16 protein-coding genes and 1 tRNA gene are annotated in these 18,791 nt (G+C 70.3%); 6 read left to right on the top strand and 11 right to left on the bottom strand.

Annotation, left to right across the window (positions count from 1 at the left end; translation table 11 throughout):
• Nucleotides 1–3 precede the first annotated feature (3 nt).
• The 3 genes from OHS16_RS20705 (at nucleotide 4) to OHS16_RS20695 (ending at nucleotide 3,986) form a co-directional block, all read left to right on the top strand.
• Nucleotides 4–1,359, top strand: coding sequence for a PP2C family serine/threonine-protein phosphatase (locus OHS16_RS20705; protein WP_328538712.1), 1,356 nt, complete (start codon nucleotides 4–6; stop codon nucleotides 1,357–1,359).
• 64 nt (nucleotides 1,360–1,423) lie between these two features.
• Nucleotides 1,424–2,779: a vWA domain-containing protein gene (locus tag OHS16_RS20700; RefSeq protein ID WP_328538711.1), complete on the top strand. Its 1,356-nt coding sequence runs from the start codon at nucleotides 1,424–1,426 to the stop codon at nucleotides 2,777–2,779.
• A 64-nt stretch (nucleotides 2,780–2,843) separates the two neighbouring features.
• Nucleotides 2,844–3,986: an FHA domain-containing protein gene (locus OHS16_RS20695; protein WP_328538710.1), complete on the top strand. Its 1,143-nt coding sequence runs from the start codon at nucleotides 2,844–2,846 to the stop codon at nucleotides 3,984–3,986.
• A gap of 15 nt (nucleotides 3,987–4,001) precedes the next feature.
• On the opposite strand, the gene OHS16_RS20690 is transcribed toward OHS16_RS20695, so the two are convergent.
• Complete coding sequence (locus OHS16_RS20690; protein ID WP_328538709.1) at nucleotides 4,002–4,973, bottom strand: methyltransferase domain-containing protein; 972 nt, start codon at nucleotides 4,971–4,973, stop codon at nucleotides 4,002–4,004.
• An 85-nt stretch (nucleotides 4,974–5,058) separates the two neighbouring features.
• Between OHS16_RS20690 and OHS16_RS20685 the strand changes: the two genes are divergently transcribed.
• Nucleotides 5,059–5,463: a globin gene (locus tag OHS16_RS20685; protein WP_328538708.1), complete on the top strand. Its 405-nt coding sequence runs from the start codon at nucleotides 5,059–5,061 to the stop codon at nucleotides 5,461–5,463.
• Nucleotides 5,464–5,558: 95 nt separating this feature from the next.
• On the opposite strand, the gene OHS16_RS20680 is transcribed toward OHS16_RS20685, so the two are convergent.
• The 9 genes from OHS16_RS20680 to OHS16_RS20640 all read right to left on the bottom strand — a co-directional run bounded on the left by OHS16_RS20680 (nucleotide 5,559) and on the right by OHS16_RS20640 (nucleotide 16,950).
• A complete protein-coding gene (locus OHS16_RS20680; protein ID WP_328538707.1) occupies nucleotides 5,559–6,287 on the bottom strand; it encodes a hypothetical protein in 729 nt (242 codons plus the stop codon).
• Nucleotides 6,284–6,706: an acyl-CoA thioesterase gene (locus tag OHS16_RS20675; RefSeq protein ID WP_328538706.1), complete on the bottom strand. Its 423-nt coding sequence runs from the start codon at nucleotides 6,704–6,706 to the stop codon at nucleotides 6,284–6,286. Before OHS16_RS20675 ends, OHS16_RS20680 begins: the two co-directional genes overlap by 4 nt.
• Before the next feature lie 2 nt (nucleotides 6,707–6,708).
• Nucleotides 6,709–8,373, bottom strand: a complete 1,665-nt coding sequence (gene ettA / locus OHS16_RS20670) for an energy-dependent translational throttle protein EttA (protein WP_328538705.1) — start codon at nucleotides 8,371–8,373, stop codon at nucleotides 6,709–6,711.
• Between the two features lie 467 nt (nucleotides 8,374–8,840).
• On the bottom strand, nucleotides 8,841–9,647 hold the full coding sequence (locus OHS16_RS20665; RefSeq protein WP_328538704.1) for a VOC family protein: 807 nt from the start codon (nucleotides 9,645–9,647) through the stop codon (nucleotides 8,841–8,843).
• Nucleotides 9,648–9,945: 298 nt separating this feature from the next.
• Nucleotides 9,946–10,809 (bottom strand): polysaccharide lyase family 7 protein, encoded by an 864-nt coding sequence (locus OHS16_RS20660; RefSeq protein ID WP_328538703.1) that lies wholly within the window; start codon nucleotides 10,807–10,809, stop codon nucleotides 9,946–9,948.
• 341 nt (nucleotides 10,810–11,150) lie between these two features.
• Nucleotides 11,151–12,479: an LAETG motif-containing sortase-dependent surface protein gene (locus OHS16_RS20655; protein ID WP_328538702.1), complete on the bottom strand. Its 1,329-nt coding sequence runs from the start codon at nucleotides 12,477–12,479 to the stop codon at nucleotides 11,151–11,153.
• 337 nt (nucleotides 12,480–12,816) lie between these two features.
• Nucleotides 12,817–13,218 (bottom strand): single-stranded DNA-binding protein, encoded by a 402-nt coding sequence (locus OHS16_RS20650; RefSeq protein ID WP_328538701.1) that lies wholly within the window; start codon nucleotides 13,216–13,218, stop codon nucleotides 12,817–12,819.
• A gap of 85 nt (nucleotides 13,219–13,303) precedes the next feature.
• Nucleotides 13,304–15,349 carry a GTPase gene (locus OHS16_RS20645; protein ID WP_328538700.1) on the bottom strand — a complete coding sequence of 682 codons (2,046 nt, stop codon included), beginning with the start codon at nucleotides 15,347–15,349 and terminating at the stop codon, nucleotides 13,304–13,306.
• Nucleotides 15,346–16,950: a dynamin family protein gene (locus tag OHS16_RS20640; RefSeq protein WP_328540924.1), complete on the bottom strand. Its 1,605-nt coding sequence runs from the start codon at nucleotides 16,948–16,950 to the stop codon at nucleotides 15,346–15,348. Before OHS16_RS20640 ends, OHS16_RS20645 begins: the two co-directional genes overlap by 4 nt.
• 340 nt (nucleotides 16,951–17,290) lie before the next feature.
• On the opposite strand from OHS16_RS20640, the gene OHS16_RS20635 reads away from it, so the two are divergent.
• Nucleotides 17,291–17,363, top strand: a tRNA-Arg gene (locus OHS16_RS20635).
• Between the two features lie 413 nt (nucleotides 17,364–17,776).
• Nucleotides 17,777–18,232: a tellurite resistance TerB family protein gene (locus tag OHS16_RS20630; protein WP_328540923.1), complete on the top strand. Its 456-nt coding sequence runs from the start codon at nucleotides 17,777–17,779 to the stop codon at nucleotides 18,230–18,232.
• A gap of 27 nt (nucleotides 18,233–18,259) precedes the next feature.
• On the opposite strand, the gene OHS16_RS20625 is transcribed toward OHS16_RS20630, so the two are convergent.
• On the bottom strand, nucleotides 18,260–18,721 hold the full coding sequence (locus tag OHS16_RS20625) for an anthrone oxygenase family protein (protein ID WP_328538699.1): 462 nt from the start codon (nucleotides 18,719–18,721) through the stop codon (nucleotides 18,260–18,262).
• Nucleotides 18,722–18,791 lie beyond the last annotated feature (70 nt).

The following is an 18,791-nucleotide window of genomic DNA, read 5'->3' as shown; positions in this document are numbered from 1 at the left end:
TTGATGTCCCAGATGAACCAGTTGGCGGCCTGCCCCAGCTGCGAGGAGCCGCTGGAGGCCGGCGACTTGTTCTGCGGCGCCTGCGGCTACGACCTGTCGGCCGTGCCCGAGCCACCGGACGACCGCCCCGCCCCCGTCGGCGGGACCGATCCCGTCGGCGGGACGCCCGGCGGCACGGCTGTGCCCGGCCCCGGCACCCACGGCGCGGCCGGGGGCGAAGTCGCCTGGCCGGACGCGCAGGTACGGGAGGGCTCCGGCAGTCCGGTGCCCGTCCAGACGGCCGCCGATGTTCCGGGCCTCGAATCAGGGGGCGGCGAGCTGCCGTCGCCCGTACGGTTCGACGACGCTCCCACGCCCGGGGACTATCCGCTGCCGGCGCCCGACCCACGGGCCTCCGTCGGTGCGGCGCCCACTCCCTCCGAGGCGGCGAAGGTCTGCGTGGCCTGCCGTACCGGCAGCATCGACGGCGACGGTTACTGCGAGAACTGCGGACATGCCCAGCCGCGCGAACGCGACCACATGGAGGCTGAACTCCCCGCGGTGGCCGCGGTCAGTGACCGCGGACTGCGCCATCACCGCAACGAGGACTCCTTCGCGGTCTGTGCCGTCGCCCTGCCGGATGGTTCACCCGCCGCCGTGGCCGTGGTCTGTGACGGTGTGTCATCCGCCACCCGGCCCGACGAGGCGTCGGCGGCGGCAGCAGCAGCGGCGCAGGAGGCGCTGCGGCTCTCACTGCCGCAGGGGGCCCACCCGCAGCAGGCGCTGCACGACGCCATCGTCTCCGCGTCGGAGGCGGTCAACGCGCTGGCGGAGGAACCGTCCCAGGCGATGGAGCACGACGCGCCCCGCCATCAGAACGCCCCGGCCTGCACCCTGGTCGCGTCCATCGTGGCAGACGGGCTGCTGGTCGTCGGCTGGGTCGGCGACAGCCGCGTCTACTGGGTGCCCGACGACCGCAGCGCTCATCCGTCCCGGCTCACCGAGGACGACTCCTGGGCCGCGCAGATGGTCGCGACCGGACTGATGAGCGAGGCGCAGGCGTACGCGGACGAGCGAGCGCACGCCATCACCGGCTGGCTCGGCGCCGACGCCTACGAACTGGAGCCGCACACCGCCTCCTTCAAGCCCGACCGTCCGGGAGTGGTGGTGGTCTGCTCGGACGGGCTCTGGAACTACGCCGAGTCGGCGCAGGAGATGGCCCAGGTGGTCACCGCCGATGCCGGGACGCGGCCGCTGCACTGCGCGCAGGTACTCGTCGGTCATGCGCTCGACGGCGGGGGCCACGACAACGTAACAGTGGCCGTGCTGCCGTTCCTCATGGCGCAACCAGGGGCAGGATCCGCCTACAAGACGGCGTGAAGCCCGCTATATCCGTATCCGTTCATGTGCTGCGACAGCTGCGTGCCCTCAAGGAGCCGCTCCGATGGCCAACTTCTCCAAGTCGAACGTGCCGCAGTTCTCCGTCGACGTCTATCAGAACGAGTTCCTGCCGGAAGGCGGGCGCGAGGTGAACGCCATCGTCACGGTCACCTCGACCGGGGGCACCCTCGCGGGGCCGACCGCACCGGGCTCTCCCGGGTCCGGCCAGGGTTCGGGCGCCGCCGTAGTGATCATGGTGGACTGTTCGGGGTCGATGGACTATCCGCCGACCAAGATGCGCAACGCGCGCGACGCGACAGCCGCGGCCATCGACACCCTGCGGGACGGCACCGCCTTCTCGGTGGTCGCGGGCACTCATGTGGCCAAGGACATCTATCCGGGCAACGGCGCGCTGGCCGTGGCCGATCCGGGGACACGCGCCCAGGCCAAGGAGGCGCTGCGGAGGCTGAGCGCGGGCGGCGGCACGGCGATCGGCACCTGGCTGCGCCTCGCGGACCGGCTGCTGAACTCGGCCGACGCCGCGTTGAACGGCTCCGTGATACGCCACGGCATCCTGCTCACCGACGGCCGCAACGAGCATGAGACGCCCGAGGATCTGCGGGCCGCCCTCGACGCCTGCGCCGGCCGCTTCACCTGCGACGCCCGCGGTGTCGGCACGGACTGGGAGGTCAAGGAGGTGACCGGCATCGCATCCGCGCTGCTGGGCACGGCGGACATCGTGGCCGATCCGGCAGGTCTTGCCGCGGACTTCACCCACATGATGGAGAACGCGATGGGCAAGGAGGTCGCGGACGTATCGCTGCGGTTGTGGACGCCTGTCGGCGTGGAGATCGGCTTCGTCAAACAAGTGGCGCCCAGGGTCGAGCAGTTGACGGACCGGCGCACTGAGGCCGGCCCCCGGGCCGGTGACTGTCCGACCGGCTCATGGGGCGACGAGTCCCGTGACTACCACGTCTGCGTCCGGGTTCCCGAGGCCGGTATCGGCCAGGAGATGCTCGCAGCGCGGGTCTCCCTGGTGCTGCCCGATCCGTCCGGCGGGACACCGCAGACGCTGTCCCAGGGTCTGGTGCGTGCGGTGTGGACGGACGACATGGTGGCGTCCACCTCCATCAATCCGCAGGTGGCGCACTACAGCGGACAGGCCGAACTGGCACAAGCAATCCAACAGGGTCTCGATGCCCGCAAGTCGGGCAATCTGGACGGCGCGACAGCAAAGCTCGGCCGTGCGGTACAGCTGGCGGCAGCCTCCGGGAACGAGGACACTGCGAAACTGCTTGCGAAGGTGGTGGATGTGGTCGACGAGGTGGCAGGTACTGTGCGACTGAAGGCAAAAGTCGCGGAGGCGGACGAGATGACCCTCGAAACGCGCTCCACGAAGACAGTTCGCGTCAAGAAGTAACAAAAGCAGCAGAAGCAATTGTTTGCGGCCTCCGGGCCGGATGAGGAGAGGGGGAAGCGACTCCATGCCGACCTGCCCGAACGGACACCAGTCGGGTTCCGACGACTGGTGCGAGGTCTGCGGCCATCGCATGGGCGCCGTGCCGCCGCCTCCCCCACCTCCGCCGCCGTACGCCGGCGGAGGAGCGCCGCAGCAGCCCCAGCAGAGCCGGCACCCCGCCGCCGGTTACGGCTACCCGCAGCAGCCCACCGCCCAGGCGGAACTCTGCCCGCAGTGCCGTACGCCGCGTGAGACCGGAGCGCCGTTCTGCGAGGAATGCCGCTGGAACTTCCTCACCAACACCGCGACGTCCTACACGCCGGTGGCCCCGAACCTGCCGCAGGGCTTCCAGTCCCAGCAGCCGCCCCGGCCGCCGGACGCGTTCGACTACCAGAGTTCGCGGCCCTCGCAGATGAACCGTCCCGCCGAGCCGCTGACGGGCGATCCCTCGATGCAGCAGGGCCCGCCGCCGTCGCCCTACCAGCAGCAGTCCGGGCCTCAGCCGCCGCCTTCCTTCGCCCAGCAGCAGTCCGGGCCTCCGCCGCCGCCCTCGTTCGCCCAGCCGCCGCGGGCGCCGCAGGCCCCTCAGCAGCCTCATCAACCGAGTGCCGACGACTGGCTGCTGCCGCCCCCTTCACGGGCAGAGCAGCAGGGACAGCAGCCGCCTCCGCAGGTCCAGCAGGCGCAGCACCAGCAGCCGCAGCATTTCCAGCCTCCGCAGCAGCAGCAGCAGCCCCAGGTTCCGCAGCAGCCCCAGGGTGCGGGTGACTGGTCGCTCACCGTGGGTCCCGACCGTGAGTACTTCATGGCGATGATGCAGCGGAGCGGTCCCGAGGCCACCGGCCTCAATCTGCCCGCGTACTCACCGGAGCAGCAGCTTCCGCTCACCGGCGGCCAGATCACCATCGGCCGGCGCCGGCACTCCACGGGCGAGTCCCCCGACATCGACCTTTCGGTGCCGCCCGAGGACCCGGGGGTCTCGCACCAGCATGCGGTCCTGGTCCAGCAGCCTGACGGCTCCTGGGCCGTGGTCGACCAGAACTCGACCAACGGCACCACCGTCAACGGCGCCGAGGACCCGATCCAGCCCTATGTACCGGTCCAGCTCGAAGAGGGCGACCGGGTCCATGTCGGCGCCTGGACGACCATCACGATCCGCCGGGGCTGATCCGGACGAAAGGCCCTAAGAGCTGACGCCGGACGCCTCCACCGGGGGTCCGAGCGGCCAGGTGTACGGCCCTTCGGGGTCGTCCAGCCAGGCCCACTCGCGGCCTTCGGACAGGGTCAGGCCGTATCTCTCCCTCTGCGGGCGCTCCTCGCGCTCCCAGAGGGAGAGTGTTTCCCTCGGGTCCATGCTGCCCGCGGTCAGGGTGAACAAGAACCGGAAGAGTTCGTTGCCCAGCGCGCTGCGCGGCAGCCCCTCGCCGAGCAGCCGGCTCTCCGCCCCCGAGCCCCGCAGGGGTACGAAGTAGGCGGACGTCGGCAGAAACCGCCCCTGGGCGTGCCCCGCGTCCCGCACCCGGAGCAGGATCAGCCCGGTCGACAGCGGAGCCAGGATCCTCGCCCCCGGCCGGCACTGCGCGAGCCAGGTCCGCGGCACGGAGGGCAGCGCGCACGTCGCGATGATCCCGTCGAAGGGGCCACGGCCGGGGCACCCCCGCGCTCCGTCCCCGGTGAGCACGGCCGGTGCGTATCCGGCGGCCTGCAGATGGCCGCGGGCGGACTCGGTGATCTCGGGATCGAGATCGATCGTGGTGACCAGGGAATCCCCGAGCCGATGGGCCAGCAGAGCCGCGTTGTAACCGCTGCCCGCACCGATCTCCAGTACCGCGTCCCCGTCCCGCAGTTCCAGCGCCTCCAGCATCCGCGCCATCAGGGAGGGCTGGCTGCTGGACGAGACCAGTTCCCCGTCCCGGATCCGGGTGGCCAGCGCCTCATCCGCGTACGCCCCCTCCAGCCAGCGCCTGCGCCGGGCCGGATCGGGATCGTCGCACCACAGCCGCTCGCGTCCCGTCAGTCCGCCCACGAAGAAATACGGCACGAAGAGGTGCCGCGGCACCTCGGCGAACGCCACTCGCCAGGCCGGATCCGCCAGTGCGCCGCTCTCCGCGATCTCCCGCACCAGTGATGCCCGCAATTCCTGGTCTGCGCCCATACCTCCACTGTGCGCGGTGCCTGTCCGCGAGGCGAGCGGTCCTGGGCCCTCCGTCCTCCGCCGCGCCGTCTGAGACCATGGACATGTGACAGAGATCCCGCACGGCACGCTTCAGGAGCAGACCTTCTACGAGCAGGTCGGCGGCGAGGAGACCTTCCGGCGCTTGGTGCACCACTTCTACCAGGGTGTCGCGGAGGACCCGCTGCTGCGGCCGATGTACCCGGAGGAGGATCTGGGCCCTGCCGAGGAACGGCTCACCCTGTTCCTCATCCAGTACTGGGGCGGCCCCCGTACCTACAGCGACAACCGCGGCCATCCGCGACTCCGGATGCGCCACTCGCCCTTCCAGGTGGACCGGGCGGCCCATGACGCATGGCTGAAGCACATGAGGGCGGCCCTCGACGAACTCGGCCTGGCCGAAGAACACGAGCGGGAGCTCTGGAAGTACCTCACCTATGCCGCCGCGTCGATGGTGAACACCGAGGGCTGAGCGGTTCGGCTGCCGCGTGGCCGCACTCTCCCGCCGCGCGGCAGGCTCCTGCGGAACACCGCTCGGCTGACCGGGCGGGACTTCACGGAGGCGCCCTATGCGGGGGTGACGCTCAGCCCGCCGAGGCCGTTCGGATCCGAGGCCCTGCGCACCGCGACCGAGCCGTAGGGAGTACGCAGCCGCAGCCAGGAACCCGCGGCGAGCAGCGCCGGCTGATCCATGTGGCGGGCAGCCGTACCGAGGTCCGGCACCGCGACCCGCACGGGACGCAGAAAGCCCAGCGACTGGGCGGCGTGCGCGGCGCGTACCGGGAGGTCGGTGTCGCCCAGCGGCCGGGACCAGATCTCGCGCCCGATCCGGTCGAGTTCCGCGCGGGTGCGCAGCTCGGCCGGCAACTTCTCGGTGCGGGTGCGGAATTCGGTGACGACAGCGGCGACGGCGGACCGCACGGCATCGGGCGAGGGCAGTCCGGGAAGCTGGCGCCAGCCACCGCGGGGCGGCAGCAGGCCGGCCCAGGGCGGGCCGGTGACCGCTGCGGGGACGGTGGCCGTGCCGGCCGTGATGTCGAGCCCCTCGAGGAGTTCACCCGCGGAAACGGTGACATCGAGACCGGCCGCGCTGTCGACACGGGCCGTTCGGATGGCCAGCACCTCGAACGAGGGCGGCCTGCCGAAGACCGCCAGGCTCTGTTCACTGCCGCTGCCTGCGACCGGGCCTGCCTGCAGCCGTACCGCGGCCGCCCGGTCGTAGTGGATCAGCCGGGCGAGGAAGGCGGCGAGATCCGCCGCCTCCCCCGCGTCGGCGAACGCCAGGGCGGCCGTCATGCGACGAGCACTCCCGGCGTGTCCAGATACTCCTGGAGATAGGACTTCTCATCGGCGGTGATCCGCCGGGGCCGCTGCGCCTCGAGGTCGTAGGGGACGACGATGGTCGACGCCCGGACATAGACCTGGTCGTCGTCCTTGACCTCGTACGCGATGGTCAGGGACGCCGCGCTGATCTTCGTCACCCAGGACTCCACGGTCACCGGTTCGTGCCGGTGGACGAGTGGGCGCACGTAGTCGATCTCGTGCCGGGCCACCACGGACCCGCCGGAGAACGACGGCGAGCCGTCCCCCGGCGCGAGACGGAACATGAAGTCGATCCGTGCCTCTTCCAGATACCGCAGGAAGACCACGTTGTTGACGTGCCCGAAGGCATCCATGTCCGACCAGCGCAGGGGGCAGGCGTAAATGTGGCGCACGCTCAGCCTCGCGTCAGCTTCTTGTATGTGGCGCGGTGCGGGCGCACCGCGTCCGCACCGAGACGTTCGACCTTGTTCTTCTCGTACGACTCGAAGTTGCCCTCGAACCAGTACCACTTGGACTCGCCCTCGTACGCCAGGATGTGCGTGGCGACCCGGTCGAGGAACCAGCGGTCGTGGGAGATGACCACGGCCGCACCCGGGAATTCGAGCAGCGCGTTCTCCAGCGAGGACAGCGTCTCCACGTCGAGGTCGTTCGTCGGCTCGTCGAGGAGCAGCAGGTTGCCGCCCTCCTTGAGCGTCAGTGCCAGGTTGAGGCGGTTGCGCTCACCACCGGAGAGCACGCCGGCCGGCTTCTGCTGGTCCGGGCCCTTGAAGCCGAACGCGGAGACGTACGCCCGCGAGGGCATCTCGACCTGGCCGACGTTGATGTAGTCCAGCTCGTCCGAGACGACCGCCCAGAGGGTCTTCTTCGGGTCGATGTTGGCGCGGCTCTGGTCGACGTAGGAGATCTTGACCGTGTCGCCGACCTTGATGGAGCCGTTGTCCGGCGTCTCGAGGCCCTGGATCATCTTGAACAGCGTGGTCTTGCCCGCACCGTTCGGGCCGATGACGCCGACGATGCCGTTGCGCGGCAGCGTGAAGGACAGGTCGTCGATGAGGACCTTGTCGCCGAACGCCTTCGAGAGCTTCTCGACCTCGACCACGATCGATCCGAGCCGCGGGCCCGGCGGGATCTGGATCTCTTCGAAGTCCAGCTTCCGCATCTTGTCCGCCTCGGCGGCCATCTCCTCGTAACGGGCGAGGCGCGCCTTGGACTTGGTCTGACGGCCCTTGGCGTTGGAGCGGACCCACTCGAGCTCTTCCTTGAGCCGCTTGGCGCGCTTCTCGTCCTTGCGGCCCTCGACCTTGAGGCGGGCGGACTTCTTGTCGAGGTAGGTGGAGTAGTTGCCCTCGTAGGGGAGAGCGCGGCCGCGGTCGAGCTCGAGGATCCACTCGGCGACGTTGTTCAGGAAGTACCGGTCGTGGGTGACGGCGACAACCGCACCGGGGTACTTCGAGAGGTGCTGCTCCAGCCAGTTCACCGACTCGGCGTCCAGGTGGTTGGTGGGCTCGTCGAGGAGCAGCAGGTCGGGCGCCTCGATCAGCAGCTTGCAGAGCGCCACGCGGCGCTTCTCGCCACCGGAGAGGTTCACCACGGGCCAGTCGCCGGGCGGGCAGCCCAGGGCGTCCATGGCCTGCTCGAGCTGAGCGTCGAGGTCCCAGGCGTTGGAGTGGTCCAGGTCCTCCTGGAGCTTGCCCATCTCCTCCATCAGCGCGTCGGAGTAGTCGGTCGCCATCAGTTCGGCGACCTCGTTGAAGCGGTGCAGCTTGCCCATGAGTTCGGCGGCGCCGTCCTGCACGTTCTGCAGAACGGTCTTCGACTCGTCGAGCTTCGGCTCCTGCATCAGGATGCCGACGCTGTAACCGGGCGAGATGTACGCCTCGCCGTTGGAGGGCTGCTCCAGCCCTGCCATGATCTTCAGCACCGTGGACTTACCAGCACCGTTGGGGCCCACGACACCGATCTTCGCGCCGGGCAGGAAGTTCAGGGTGACGTCATCGAGAATCACCTTGTCGCCGTGCGCCTTGCGCGTCTTGCGCATGGTGTAGATGAACTCAGCCAAGAGAAACCGTCCGGCAATAGATGTGTGGGCAGATACACCCCATCTTGCCTGACGTCCATCCCTCGATGGAAACCCGTATGGCCGAGCGTCCGCGACCTGGCCTTTTCTCCTGTCCCGCCGGTAGCCGATCTGTCACTGGTTGTCGCCGCCGGTCACGGCCGGGCGTCCCGCGCGGCCCGGGGACGGGCCGGGGGGGTCCGGGGACGGACCGGGCGCGGCCCGGGAGGTGGCCGCCGTCGCGGATACGACGCAGGCCGCTCCCGGCCGCCCGGGCCGTCACACCAGCGGCTGCCCTGGCTACCGGGAGCTGTCCGCCGTACGACCAGGAGAAGGGGCGGTCCGGTTCGGGACGGGCGTCCGGCCCGCGCACGATGTGCGCACACAGGCGCGTTCCGGCCACACAGGGCGAAGGGCCCTCCTCTCCGCCGCTCCGATCACCCTGGGGACGGAACCGGTGCGTGTCTGCGTCATCCGGATGCGGGCGGGGAGGCCTTGATGACGGCGAACGTGCTTCCCTGCGGGTCCTGGACCACGGCCATGCGGCCGGCGATCATGTCGAACGGTGGCTTGAGGACCGAGCCGCCCGCGCGGATCAGGGCGTCGACGGTGCTGTCGGTGTCGTCCACCGCGAAGTACGTCAGCCAGTGCGACGGCGTGCCGGGCGGCAGCCCTTCGATGTTGCCGAGTCCCTGCATGCCGCCGACCGCCCGCCCGTCCGCTTCGAACGCGAAGTATCCGCTCGCGCCCTCCATCGGGGCCGCCTTGATGCCCAGCGCTTTGGAGTAGAAGCCTGACACGGCGTCCGGGTCGCTGGTGTTCAGCTCGTTCCAGACGACTGCGCCTGGCTCGTTGACGACGGCCGCGCCCTGGAAGTCCCGGGCCTGCCACAGGCCGAACACCGCGCCCGAGGGATCGGCGACGACCGCCATCCGGCCGAGAGCGAGCACGTCCGCAGGAGGCATGGTCACCGTGCCGCCGCTCTTGGTGACCGCCGACTGGGTGGCGTCCACGTCGTCGGTCGCCAGATAGGTGGTCCATACGCTCGGCAGGGGCGGGTCGGGGATCTTCCCGTCGGGCGTCATCGCGGTCATGATCCCCGCAACCGGCTTGCCGCGCATCGAGCAGACCGCGTATCCGCCGGCCTCCGGGGGCCCGGCCTCGCCCTGCCAGCCGAACAGGTCACGGTAGAAGTCGAGGGCCGCCTGCTGGTCGGGGACCATCAGGTCGACCCAGCAGGGGGTGCCTGGCCTGTAAGGAGCGGAAACCTCGGGCATGAGCAGCCTCCATGGACTCATCCGGCGGCGTCTCCACCGGTGGGACCAGATATCCCCTGCCGCACGGCAAGGGAGCCCTGAAGGTGACGATTGAGGCGTATTTACCCCGAGATGGCGTATTACCTGACACCTGGGTGCGTCCTCACCGCGCAGTGCCCGAGCCGCGGCCGGGCACTGCGCCATGGTGAGTTCTCCGGTCGCTGCCACTGCCTGTCCGTGCCGGTCACGGGGGGGGCGCCGCACCGCCCTCGGAACGGCTCCGGGGACGATGCGGCGCCGCCGCACTTCCGGTGTGCGCTCAGCTGTGGGAGACGGTGAGTCCGTAGAAACCGACGCGGGCACCCTTGGTGGTGCTGTCGGAGGACGACTGGTTGTACGAGCCGGCCTTGAAGTACTGCTTGTAGCCGTCGAAGGACGAGGGGATGGCGTAGTGCGTGGTACTGCCGTTGACCGTCAGGTCGATCGTGTGGCCGCCCGAGACGGCGATGGTGTAGCTCCACGTCTTGCCGACCGGGACGTTGCCCACCGTGTGCAGGGTCTGACCGCCCGACGGTGAGTTCTCGGTCCCCGCGACGATGTCGCCGCTCGACCGGTAGTACAGCTCGATCAGCGGTTTGGTGGACGAGCCGCCGGTGCCGAGGTGGATCTGTCCGACGCAGACGTTCGACGTCACGGACACCACGCGCAGCGTCGCGTTCAGCCGGTGAGAGCCGCTGAGCGACCAGTTGGCCGCGCTCCCGTCACGGTTCATCTCGCGCAGTTCCGAGCGGGCGTAGTTGGAGTTCGGTGTGGTGACGCCTTTCTCCGGCGCCCAGAACGTCATCGCGCCGTCACGGGTGTCCGTGTAGAAGTACGAGTCCTGGAAGCCGTTCGCCCCCTGGAGCCGGGACGACGGGATCGTGGTCGGGGAGCCGGCGGAGCCTACCGGCTCCTGGAGCTGCCACACCGACAGGTCGAAGTTGCCGCCGGGGGCGACGGTCGGGTCCCCGAGGACTCGAGCGCCGCTGTTGGCGCCTGCCTGGGCGCCGGGCGCGCCGGTTCTGCCCACGGCGGGGACGTGAGTGGAGCCCGGTGTGGCTGACGAGGCGGGGCCCGCGAACGCCAGGCCGCCCGTGGCGGCGGTCGCGGTGACCAGGGAGATGAGCAGCGTACGGATGCGCATGGGGGGTGCCTTCCCGTCGACTCGGTGGTCTCGGCCGGTGGGCGCGGTATTCGCCGCCCCCACTGTGTTCATCACCTTGAACAAAGTGTGTGGATGTGAACAGCATGGACAGTAAGGCTCTGACGTGAGCGCGTCAACGCTTCCGGCAGGGCGAGCCGGGGGGAGGAGATCCGGAGCGCGCCGGGCAACCGGGGCGGGGCGTCCGGGAGTGGCTGACATCCGCACGGGCACTCCCGGCCCGCATCGCTCACCGAACGGAAACGCGGAGAGGCCCCGACACACCGTCGTGTCGGAGCCTCTCCGCGTTCGTCCAGCGCTGCCGCGGGGTTGCCGCGGATCTTTTACTGACCCGAAGCGGTCTTCCTGCGGAGCATGAAGACCGCGCCGCCACCGAGGACCACGAGCGCGATCGCGATACCGGCGATCATCGGCGTGGAGCTGGAGCTACCGGTCTCGGCGAGGTCGCCGCCGTTGCTGCCCGACGAGCTGCCGCCGGCCGAGGCCGGGCTGGGCTGAGCCGACGACGGGGTGCTGGGAGCGGGGGTGCCGGCCGTCTTGCAGTCGAGGACGCCCTGGAAGCGCTTCTCGAAGCCGTTCGGGCCCTTGATCGTGAAGTCGTAGGCCTGGTCCTCGGCGACCGGGACGGTCACCGTCTGCGACTTACCGGCTTCGATGGTGTGCTTCTGGCCGCCCAGCTCGAAGGTGAACGGCTGGTCGCCCTTGTTGCTGGCGGTGATGTCGACGCCGCCCTTGGCGCAGTCCTTCTTGGCGGAGAGCGCCGGGATGGCGCCCTTGCTGGCCCAGTTAGCCGTGGCGACCGCACCGACCGAAGCGGTGCTGGTGCCCGCGAGGATCTGGGTCTGGCTCTTGGAGGCACTGACGAAGGCGCGGCCGATCGGCACGGTGGTCTGCGCGCTGACAGTCAGCTTGGCCGAGCCGGGCTGCGTGCCGGCGGGCACCTTGAAGAACAGCTGGGTGCCGTTGACGGCGCTGGTGACGGGCTTGCCGTCCTTGCCGACGACGGTGACGCCCTGCGGGGCGTCGGGAGCCAGCGCGACCTCCGCCTTGGCGGCGTTGGTGCTCACGGTCACCGGACCGAGCGACTCACCCGGGTGGCCCGCGACATCGGCGGGGCCGAGCGAGAGCGACGCCGCCGGCTCGGCGACGTTGGTCGCGGTCTTCTCCAGGTACTCGGTCAGGGTGCGGCCCGCGTCGTTCTTCGGCACCGCGTCGACGTGGTCCGAGAAGTGCCAGATCGCGGCCTGCGTCGCGGCGGCAGCCGTCGCGTCGGTCAGGTTGACGTGGAGCTGCTCACCGAGGGCCGCGGGCGTCACCTGCGGGTAGGAGTGCTCCAGGATCCAGCGGATCTTGCCCGCGTCGTCGTTGTGCGCCAGCGAGGACTGGGCCCAGGTGACCTCGTCGTAGGACGTGTTGGCCTGGGTGTGGTTGTACAGGTCGATGCAGTAGGTCTTGATGGTGCCGCCACCATTGACCTTCAGCTCGAAGAGACCGGCCGTCTCATCCTGGCCGCCGATGTCGACGTGGTCCCCGACGACAACGCCGGGGTTGTCCAGAGTGGCGGTGACGCCAGAGGAGTTCGTCGGAGCGTCGTCAGCGAACGCAGGCCCGGCGACGGCTGTCGTGCCGCCGGCAACCAGTCCTGCGACCACGGCCGCAGCGGCAAGACGGGAGGTGGCCCGACGCCGTATGGAAGAACCAGAAACCGCAGAAAACACAGAATTCCCTTCGGGCAAGGACCTTTCGCGCGTTGCGCGGCGCGGGTGCGCGTGGGGAGGTTCCTCGCTGGACTCAAATGCCCCGTGAGTATTCGGGAATCCTAGGGACGCAGGTGCAACACGGTCCCCACTCATGCCATCAGATAACCATTCTGAATCAGAATCGTTATCGCGCGCACCCGTCCCACCTGGGCATATCGACAAATCTCTACTCTCAGGGGCAGTTGGCCCCGATCCGGATCATTCCGCCGGAGAAGGCCATACGCACAGCTCAGGGCACCGGGTCCTTCGGACGTTCGGTGAGTGAGGTGTCCGCCTTCACCACTCGCTTGAACGCCGATGTCCCGCGCGTCAGATCGTGGCCCGCGGCCACCGCTTCGAGGTCCGCCGAGAATCTGCGCTGTCCGTCCCGCTGTTCCTCGCGCACCCGCAACCTGCCGTGCACCACGAGCGGTTCACCCACGGAGACCGATCCGGCCAGGTTCGCGGCGAGGGCCCGCCATGCCCAGACGGTGTAGAAACTCGTGGGCCCGTCCGACCAGATCCCCTTGCGCCGGTCCCAGCGGCGCGCGGTGACCGCGAACCTGAATCTGGCCAGACCGCCGGTCCCCGAATCCCGGTACTCCGGCTGCGTCGCCACATTGCCCACCAGTGTCACCAAGGTGTCGTTCATGGCCACTTCCCCTCCCCGCGCTGCCATTTGGTCCCTGTTCGGTCCATGGTTGCCCGCGGAGGGCGATCCTGCTCAGGCCTGTGGATTACTTGCCGGTTGTGGACAAACCGTCGACCGTTACGTACTGCTCGCGCACCTCCCGGTAGCGCAGCAGTTCACCGGCGACCGGGTCGAGGACTCTGGCCCGCCCGCACGCCCCGGCGGCCTCCCGCAGCCGTCGCTCGGCCTCCTGCCCGTACCGGCGCGCCGGGCCGCGTACGGCCATCCCGCAGAGCCACTCCACCAGCGGTCCGCCGGCGGTTCCCCCCAGGATGACGGCCACCGGCATCAGATGACCCGCATGGAGAGCGCCCGTCGCATCACCCACCAGCCAGAGCACACCGAGAATCTGGTGCACCGTGACCAGGATCTGGGTGAGTACCGCTGCCCGCCACCAGGCGGGCCGCGATGAGCGGTCGCCGCTCCTGCGGCCCACGGCCTGGACCGCCACTTCGTCCAGCGCCTCCGGCAGTCCGTCGGCGCCGCGCGACGCCGCCTCCCGCACGGCGACGGCCCAGGGCGCGGGCAGCCCGCACGTCGCCTCTTCGGCCACCCGGCGCACGGCCTGCTCGACCTGCTGCCGGGAGGTGTTCTCCGTCTCCGTGGGATCCGGTTCGCTCACCGCTGCCGGGCGCTCGGGGCCACCGGGCGCGCGGGTCGATCCGTACCAGTGCCAGAGCCGCAGCCATGGTGTCCTGCACGCCTTCATCGCGTCCAGGCCCCACTCGCGTTCCGCGGTCTCGCCGAGGGCCGCCGCGCCCATCGCGTCACCGAGCCGGTCGCCGAACTCCTGGCGGGACAGCTCGTCGAGGCCGGGGTGCCCATCGGCCACGTACACCGCGCGGAGCTCGGCTGCCGCCGCATCGACATCGGCCGACAGCCGCCGGGCCGCGGCTCCCCGCTCCCGTACGAACCGTCCCAGCAGCTCGCGGAGTTCGCCGACACCGTCGCCGGTGAGCGCCGAGAGCGCCATCACGGTGGCGCCGGGTTCTCCGTGCTCGCCGAGCGCCATGCCGTCGTCGTCGAGCAGTCTGCGCAGATCGTCGAGCACCTGGTCGGCCGCGTCCCCCGGTAGCCGGTCCACCTGGTTGAGCACCACGAAGGTGACCTCGGCATGTCCGGCCAAGGGCTTCAGATAACGGTCGTGCAGGGCGGCGTCGGCGTACTTCTCCGGATCGACGACCCAGATCACCGCGTCGACCAACTCCATCGCGCGGTCTACCTGTTCGCGGTGGGAGGTCATCGCTGAATCGTGGTCGGGCAGGTCGATGAGGACGAGTCCGTGCAGGTCGTCACCGGGACCCGCGCTCATCCACGGCCTGCGGCGCAGCCGGCCGGGGATCGCGAGCCGGTCGAGCAGTCCGGCCGCGCCGTCGGTCCAGCTGCAGGCCAGGGGGGCGGATGTGGTGGGCCTGCGCAGACCCGTCTCGGAGATCGCCACGCCGGCAAGGGCGTTGAAGAGGGTCGACTTCCCGCTGCCGCTGGCACCCGCGATGGCGACCACGGTGTGCTGCGAGGAGAGCCGCTGTCTGGCCGATGCCTCGTCGAGCACCCGTCCGGCCTCGGCGAGCGTGCTCTCCGCGAGCCGGGTACGGGAAAGCCCCACGAGCTCGCGCAGGGCGCCGAGACGGGAACGCAGTTCGGTGCCGTAGGACACCGAGCGTGGGAAGTCCTCGTACGGTTCGTGCAGCGGATTCCGCCCGTAGGCACCGGCGTCGAGGGGCGTCCTGTCCCGCGCGACCGCACGTCTCGCGATGAAGCCGTCGTCCCAGTCGTAGCTTCTCGGCCCGACGATCTCTGCTGCGCCGTCGGTCTCGGCTGTCTCCCGGGCCTCACCGGCCCCGGCTGCGCTCGCCGGCCCGGTGGCCCCTGCCGCCCCGCCGGCGTGGCGCGCGCCGCGGGTAACCGCCGCCGGCCCTGCTGCCGGCTGCCGGTCACCGCCCCGGTCCGCGGCAGTGACCGCGTCCGCGGTACGTTCCGTCCCGGCCGCATCGGCAGCCTCGCCCGCCGCACCAGCACCCGCCGGCCTTGCGGAGGCGTCGATCGTCCTGGAGGTTCCGGAGGTCTCGGAGCTCTCGGAGGTCTTGGTCATCGCGGGCACTTCTCCTTCTGCAGTACGGACAGCGCGGCGATCAGTTCGGCCTGGGGCTCGGGTCCCAGCTCGAGCGTGTCGAGCGGAGCGAGCCTGCGGTCCCGCTCCGCGTTGAGCACCTGGTCGATGCAGTCGCCGACCAGACCCGCACCCTTGTCACGGAGCCGCAGCGCCCCCTGCGCCCCGATCCGCTCGGCCAGGCGCTCCCCCGCGCGGCGCGCCCGCCGCCCGCCGAGCAGGGCGGCCGCGAGCAGCGCCGTGACCGCGTCGGGATCCGGAGCGGGCGACCGGTCGGCGTGCTGCACCTCCTCCTCGGCCAGTTCCTCGAGAACCCGTCTCCAGCGCCGCACGGCGAACCCGACCTGTTCCCCGGTCTCCCCCGCCGCCATCCGCAGTTCACCGGCGGCCGGCTCGTGGTGCCAGTGCTCACGCACCTGCTCGTCCGCGGCGGCCACCGCGCACTCCAGCAGCACCACCAGGCTCTCCACCAACGCGTCCAGCAGCTCGCCCGAGGTACTGACCAGCGGATAGCCCCGCCATCTGGTGCGCGCGTCACCGGCCAGCGCCGCACCGGCGCGCAGCCGTGCGCGGACCCGCGCCCCTTCCTTGGCATACGCCTTCTCGACCGCACCGGTGAGCCGTACGGCGGCCGCGTACTGCACGGCGACGGCGGAGGCCAGTTCAGGCATCCGGGTGCCGAGTGAATCGATCACCCCGCTCGCCGTGCGGTCCAGCGACTGCTGCCGGGCCGCGGGGTCCTGCACACGGTGGGTGAGCCAGGCCAGCAGCGGCGCGACGGCGGTGGTCGGCAACAGTCCGCTGCCGCCTCCCGCCGACTCGGGGAGTTCGGGGATGGTGAAGCGCGGCGCGTCGCCGAGCCCGGCCCGGGTGAGCAACGCTCCGTACTGCCGGGACACCTCGCCCACGATCTGATGGGGCACCCGGTCGAGCACGGTGACGAGCGTCGCGTTGTACTCCTTCGCGGTACGCAGCAGATGCCAGGGCACCGCGTCCGCGTACCGCGAGGCCGTGGTCACCAGGACCCACACATCCGCGGCGCAGACCAGTTCGGCGGCCAGCGCACGGTTGCCGGAGACGAGCGAGTCGATGTCGGGCGCGTCGAGCAGTGCGAGCCCACGCGGCAGCGTCTCCACCACCTCGATCCGCAGGGTGCTGCAGGTGCCCTCCTGCGGCTCGTGCGGTCCGTCGTCCTCCCCTGTGTCGTCCTGCTGCGGCAGCCACACCCGGGTGAGCTGCGGCAGTACACGCTGTCCCGCGAACCAGTGATGGTCGTCGGGGTGACAGACAAGCACCGGAGTCCGGGTCGTCGGCCGGAGCACCCCCGACTCGCTGACCCGCCTGCCCACAAGGGAGTTGACCAGTGTGGACTTCCCGGCACCGGTCGATCCGCCGATCACCGCGAGCAGCGGCGCCTCGGGAGATCTGAGCCGGGGCACCAGATAGTCGTCGAGCTGGGCGAGCAGTTCGGCCCGGGTCCTTCGTGCCCGCGGTGCGCCGGGAAGCGGGAGTGGAAGGCGCACGGCGGCGACACGGTCGCGCAGGGCGGAGAGTGCGTCAATCAGCTGAGGCCGTACATCCAAGGTCACCACATGTGCAGAATGCCCAATTTGGTTGGCTTTTTGAAGCGTATGGGCACTTCTGTGCGCCGATCGGGGCCGATCAGGGCCGTTCGGACACGCGGGACACTCGGGGCGAGTGGGACACAGGCATAACGAGTGCACAACACCCGGGGCGCGAGACGCCAAAAGCGGTGCGAGATTCGCACCTGCCTGCGATTATCGGTTCGCTTCACTGAACCTCCACAACGTGCCACGGAGGTGAAGCAACGGGGTGCAGGCGAACGGAGCCCTATCCTGTTCCCCGGCAAGGTCACGCACCCGTCCGATCCGGGGCTCCAGGCCACCGAGGCCACCATGTCCGGCCCCCGTAGCTCAGTGGATAGAGCAGGCGCCTTCTAAGCGCTTGGCCGCAGGTTCGAGTCCTGCCGGGGGCACACAGTCCGCAGCAGCACAGGCCCTCCCTCCGGGAGGGCCTTTTCGCTGGTCGTGGCACCGTAGCGAGAGCCCCGTAGCGAGGGCATAAGCGCCGACCCTCCCCAGGTCACGGCGGCGAGACTCCGGCACAGTCCCGGCGACCACAGGATTCCCGGCCCTGCCACGGAGGATATGCGGCGGCTGTCCGGTCCGCGCCCCGGGCGGCGCTGCCCGATCGCTGCTCTGCACGGACGGCCACAGAGCCGACCCTGCCGGCGACGGACCGGGTTCAGCGCGGTCTCAGCCGCCGCGCCCGGGCGGCCCCCGACGGCGGCCGGGCCGGGTGGTGTCCGGGCACTTCCCGTCGCGTCCGGCCGTTGTCCCTGCGTAGGCAGTACGAGCAGTCATCATGGTGAACGAGGAGACGGCTGATATGGCCCTGTGGGACCGGTTCAAGGACTCTGCGCAGACGATGCAGACGCAGCTCAACGCGAAGAAGAACGACCTCAAGAGCGGCGGGTTCCGGGATGCCAGCATGGCGATGTGCGCCCTCGTGGCCGCGGCGGACGGTTCGATCGATCCCTCCGAGCGGCAGCGGGTCGCCTCGCTGATCGCCACCAACGACGTGCTGCAGAACTTCGCGGCCGACGACCTGCAGGCCCAGTTCAACGACTACTGCCAGAAGCTCACCCAGGACTTCGACTTCGGCAAGGTCAGCATCCTGCAGACCATCGGCAAGGTCAGCAAGAAGCCCACCGAGGCGCGTGCGGTCATCCAGATCGGCATCGTCATCGGCGGCGCCGACGGCAACTTCGACAAGTCCGAGCAGGCCGTGGTCCGCGAGGCGTGTTTCGCGCTGGGCATCGCGCCGGTCGAGTTCGACCTGTAGGCCGGCGGGTCCGCACCGGGGCCGGGTCTACGCAAGGGCCGAGCAGGCCACCAGGGCGAAGGCAGTCGTCGACAACCCCGTCCTGACCAGGTGGAGGCGGTTCCAGCGGCCTTCGAAGGCCACCCTGAGCTCGGCGGCCCCCGGCCCGGCCTCGGCGGCGAGCGCGCTGTTCAGCGGGATGTTGCCGGCGATGGTCACCAGATGGCCGGCCACGGCGCACAACAGGCCGCCGGTCAGCAGCCACAGCGCCGTGTCGGTGCGGCCGTGCACCGGCACGGCCAGGGCCGCGGCCGGCAGCGCCACCACACACAGGAAGACCAGCAGGAACCACGGCCCCGGGACCTTCTCGTTGATCCGTCGCATCGCCGCGACGAACTGCTCGTCCGGCAGCAGCTTCAGCCCGGGCATGACACCGGCCGCGAAGGCGAACATGAAGCCCGCGTAGAGGCCGGTGGCCACGGCGGCGAGGACGAGCAGTACGGAGGCCATGCGCACATCATCACCGGGGGAACCGGCAGCGTCCACCGGCTCTCCCCGGCCCCCGCATGGCGCACCAGGC

This window comes from Streptomyces sp. NBC_00344 (genome assembly GCF_036088315.1).
Classification (GTDB): domain Bacteria; phylum Actinomycetota; class Actinomycetes; order Streptomycetales; family Streptomycetaceae; genus Streptomyces.
This window is presented reverse-complemented; position numbering and strand designations above follow the sequence as displayed.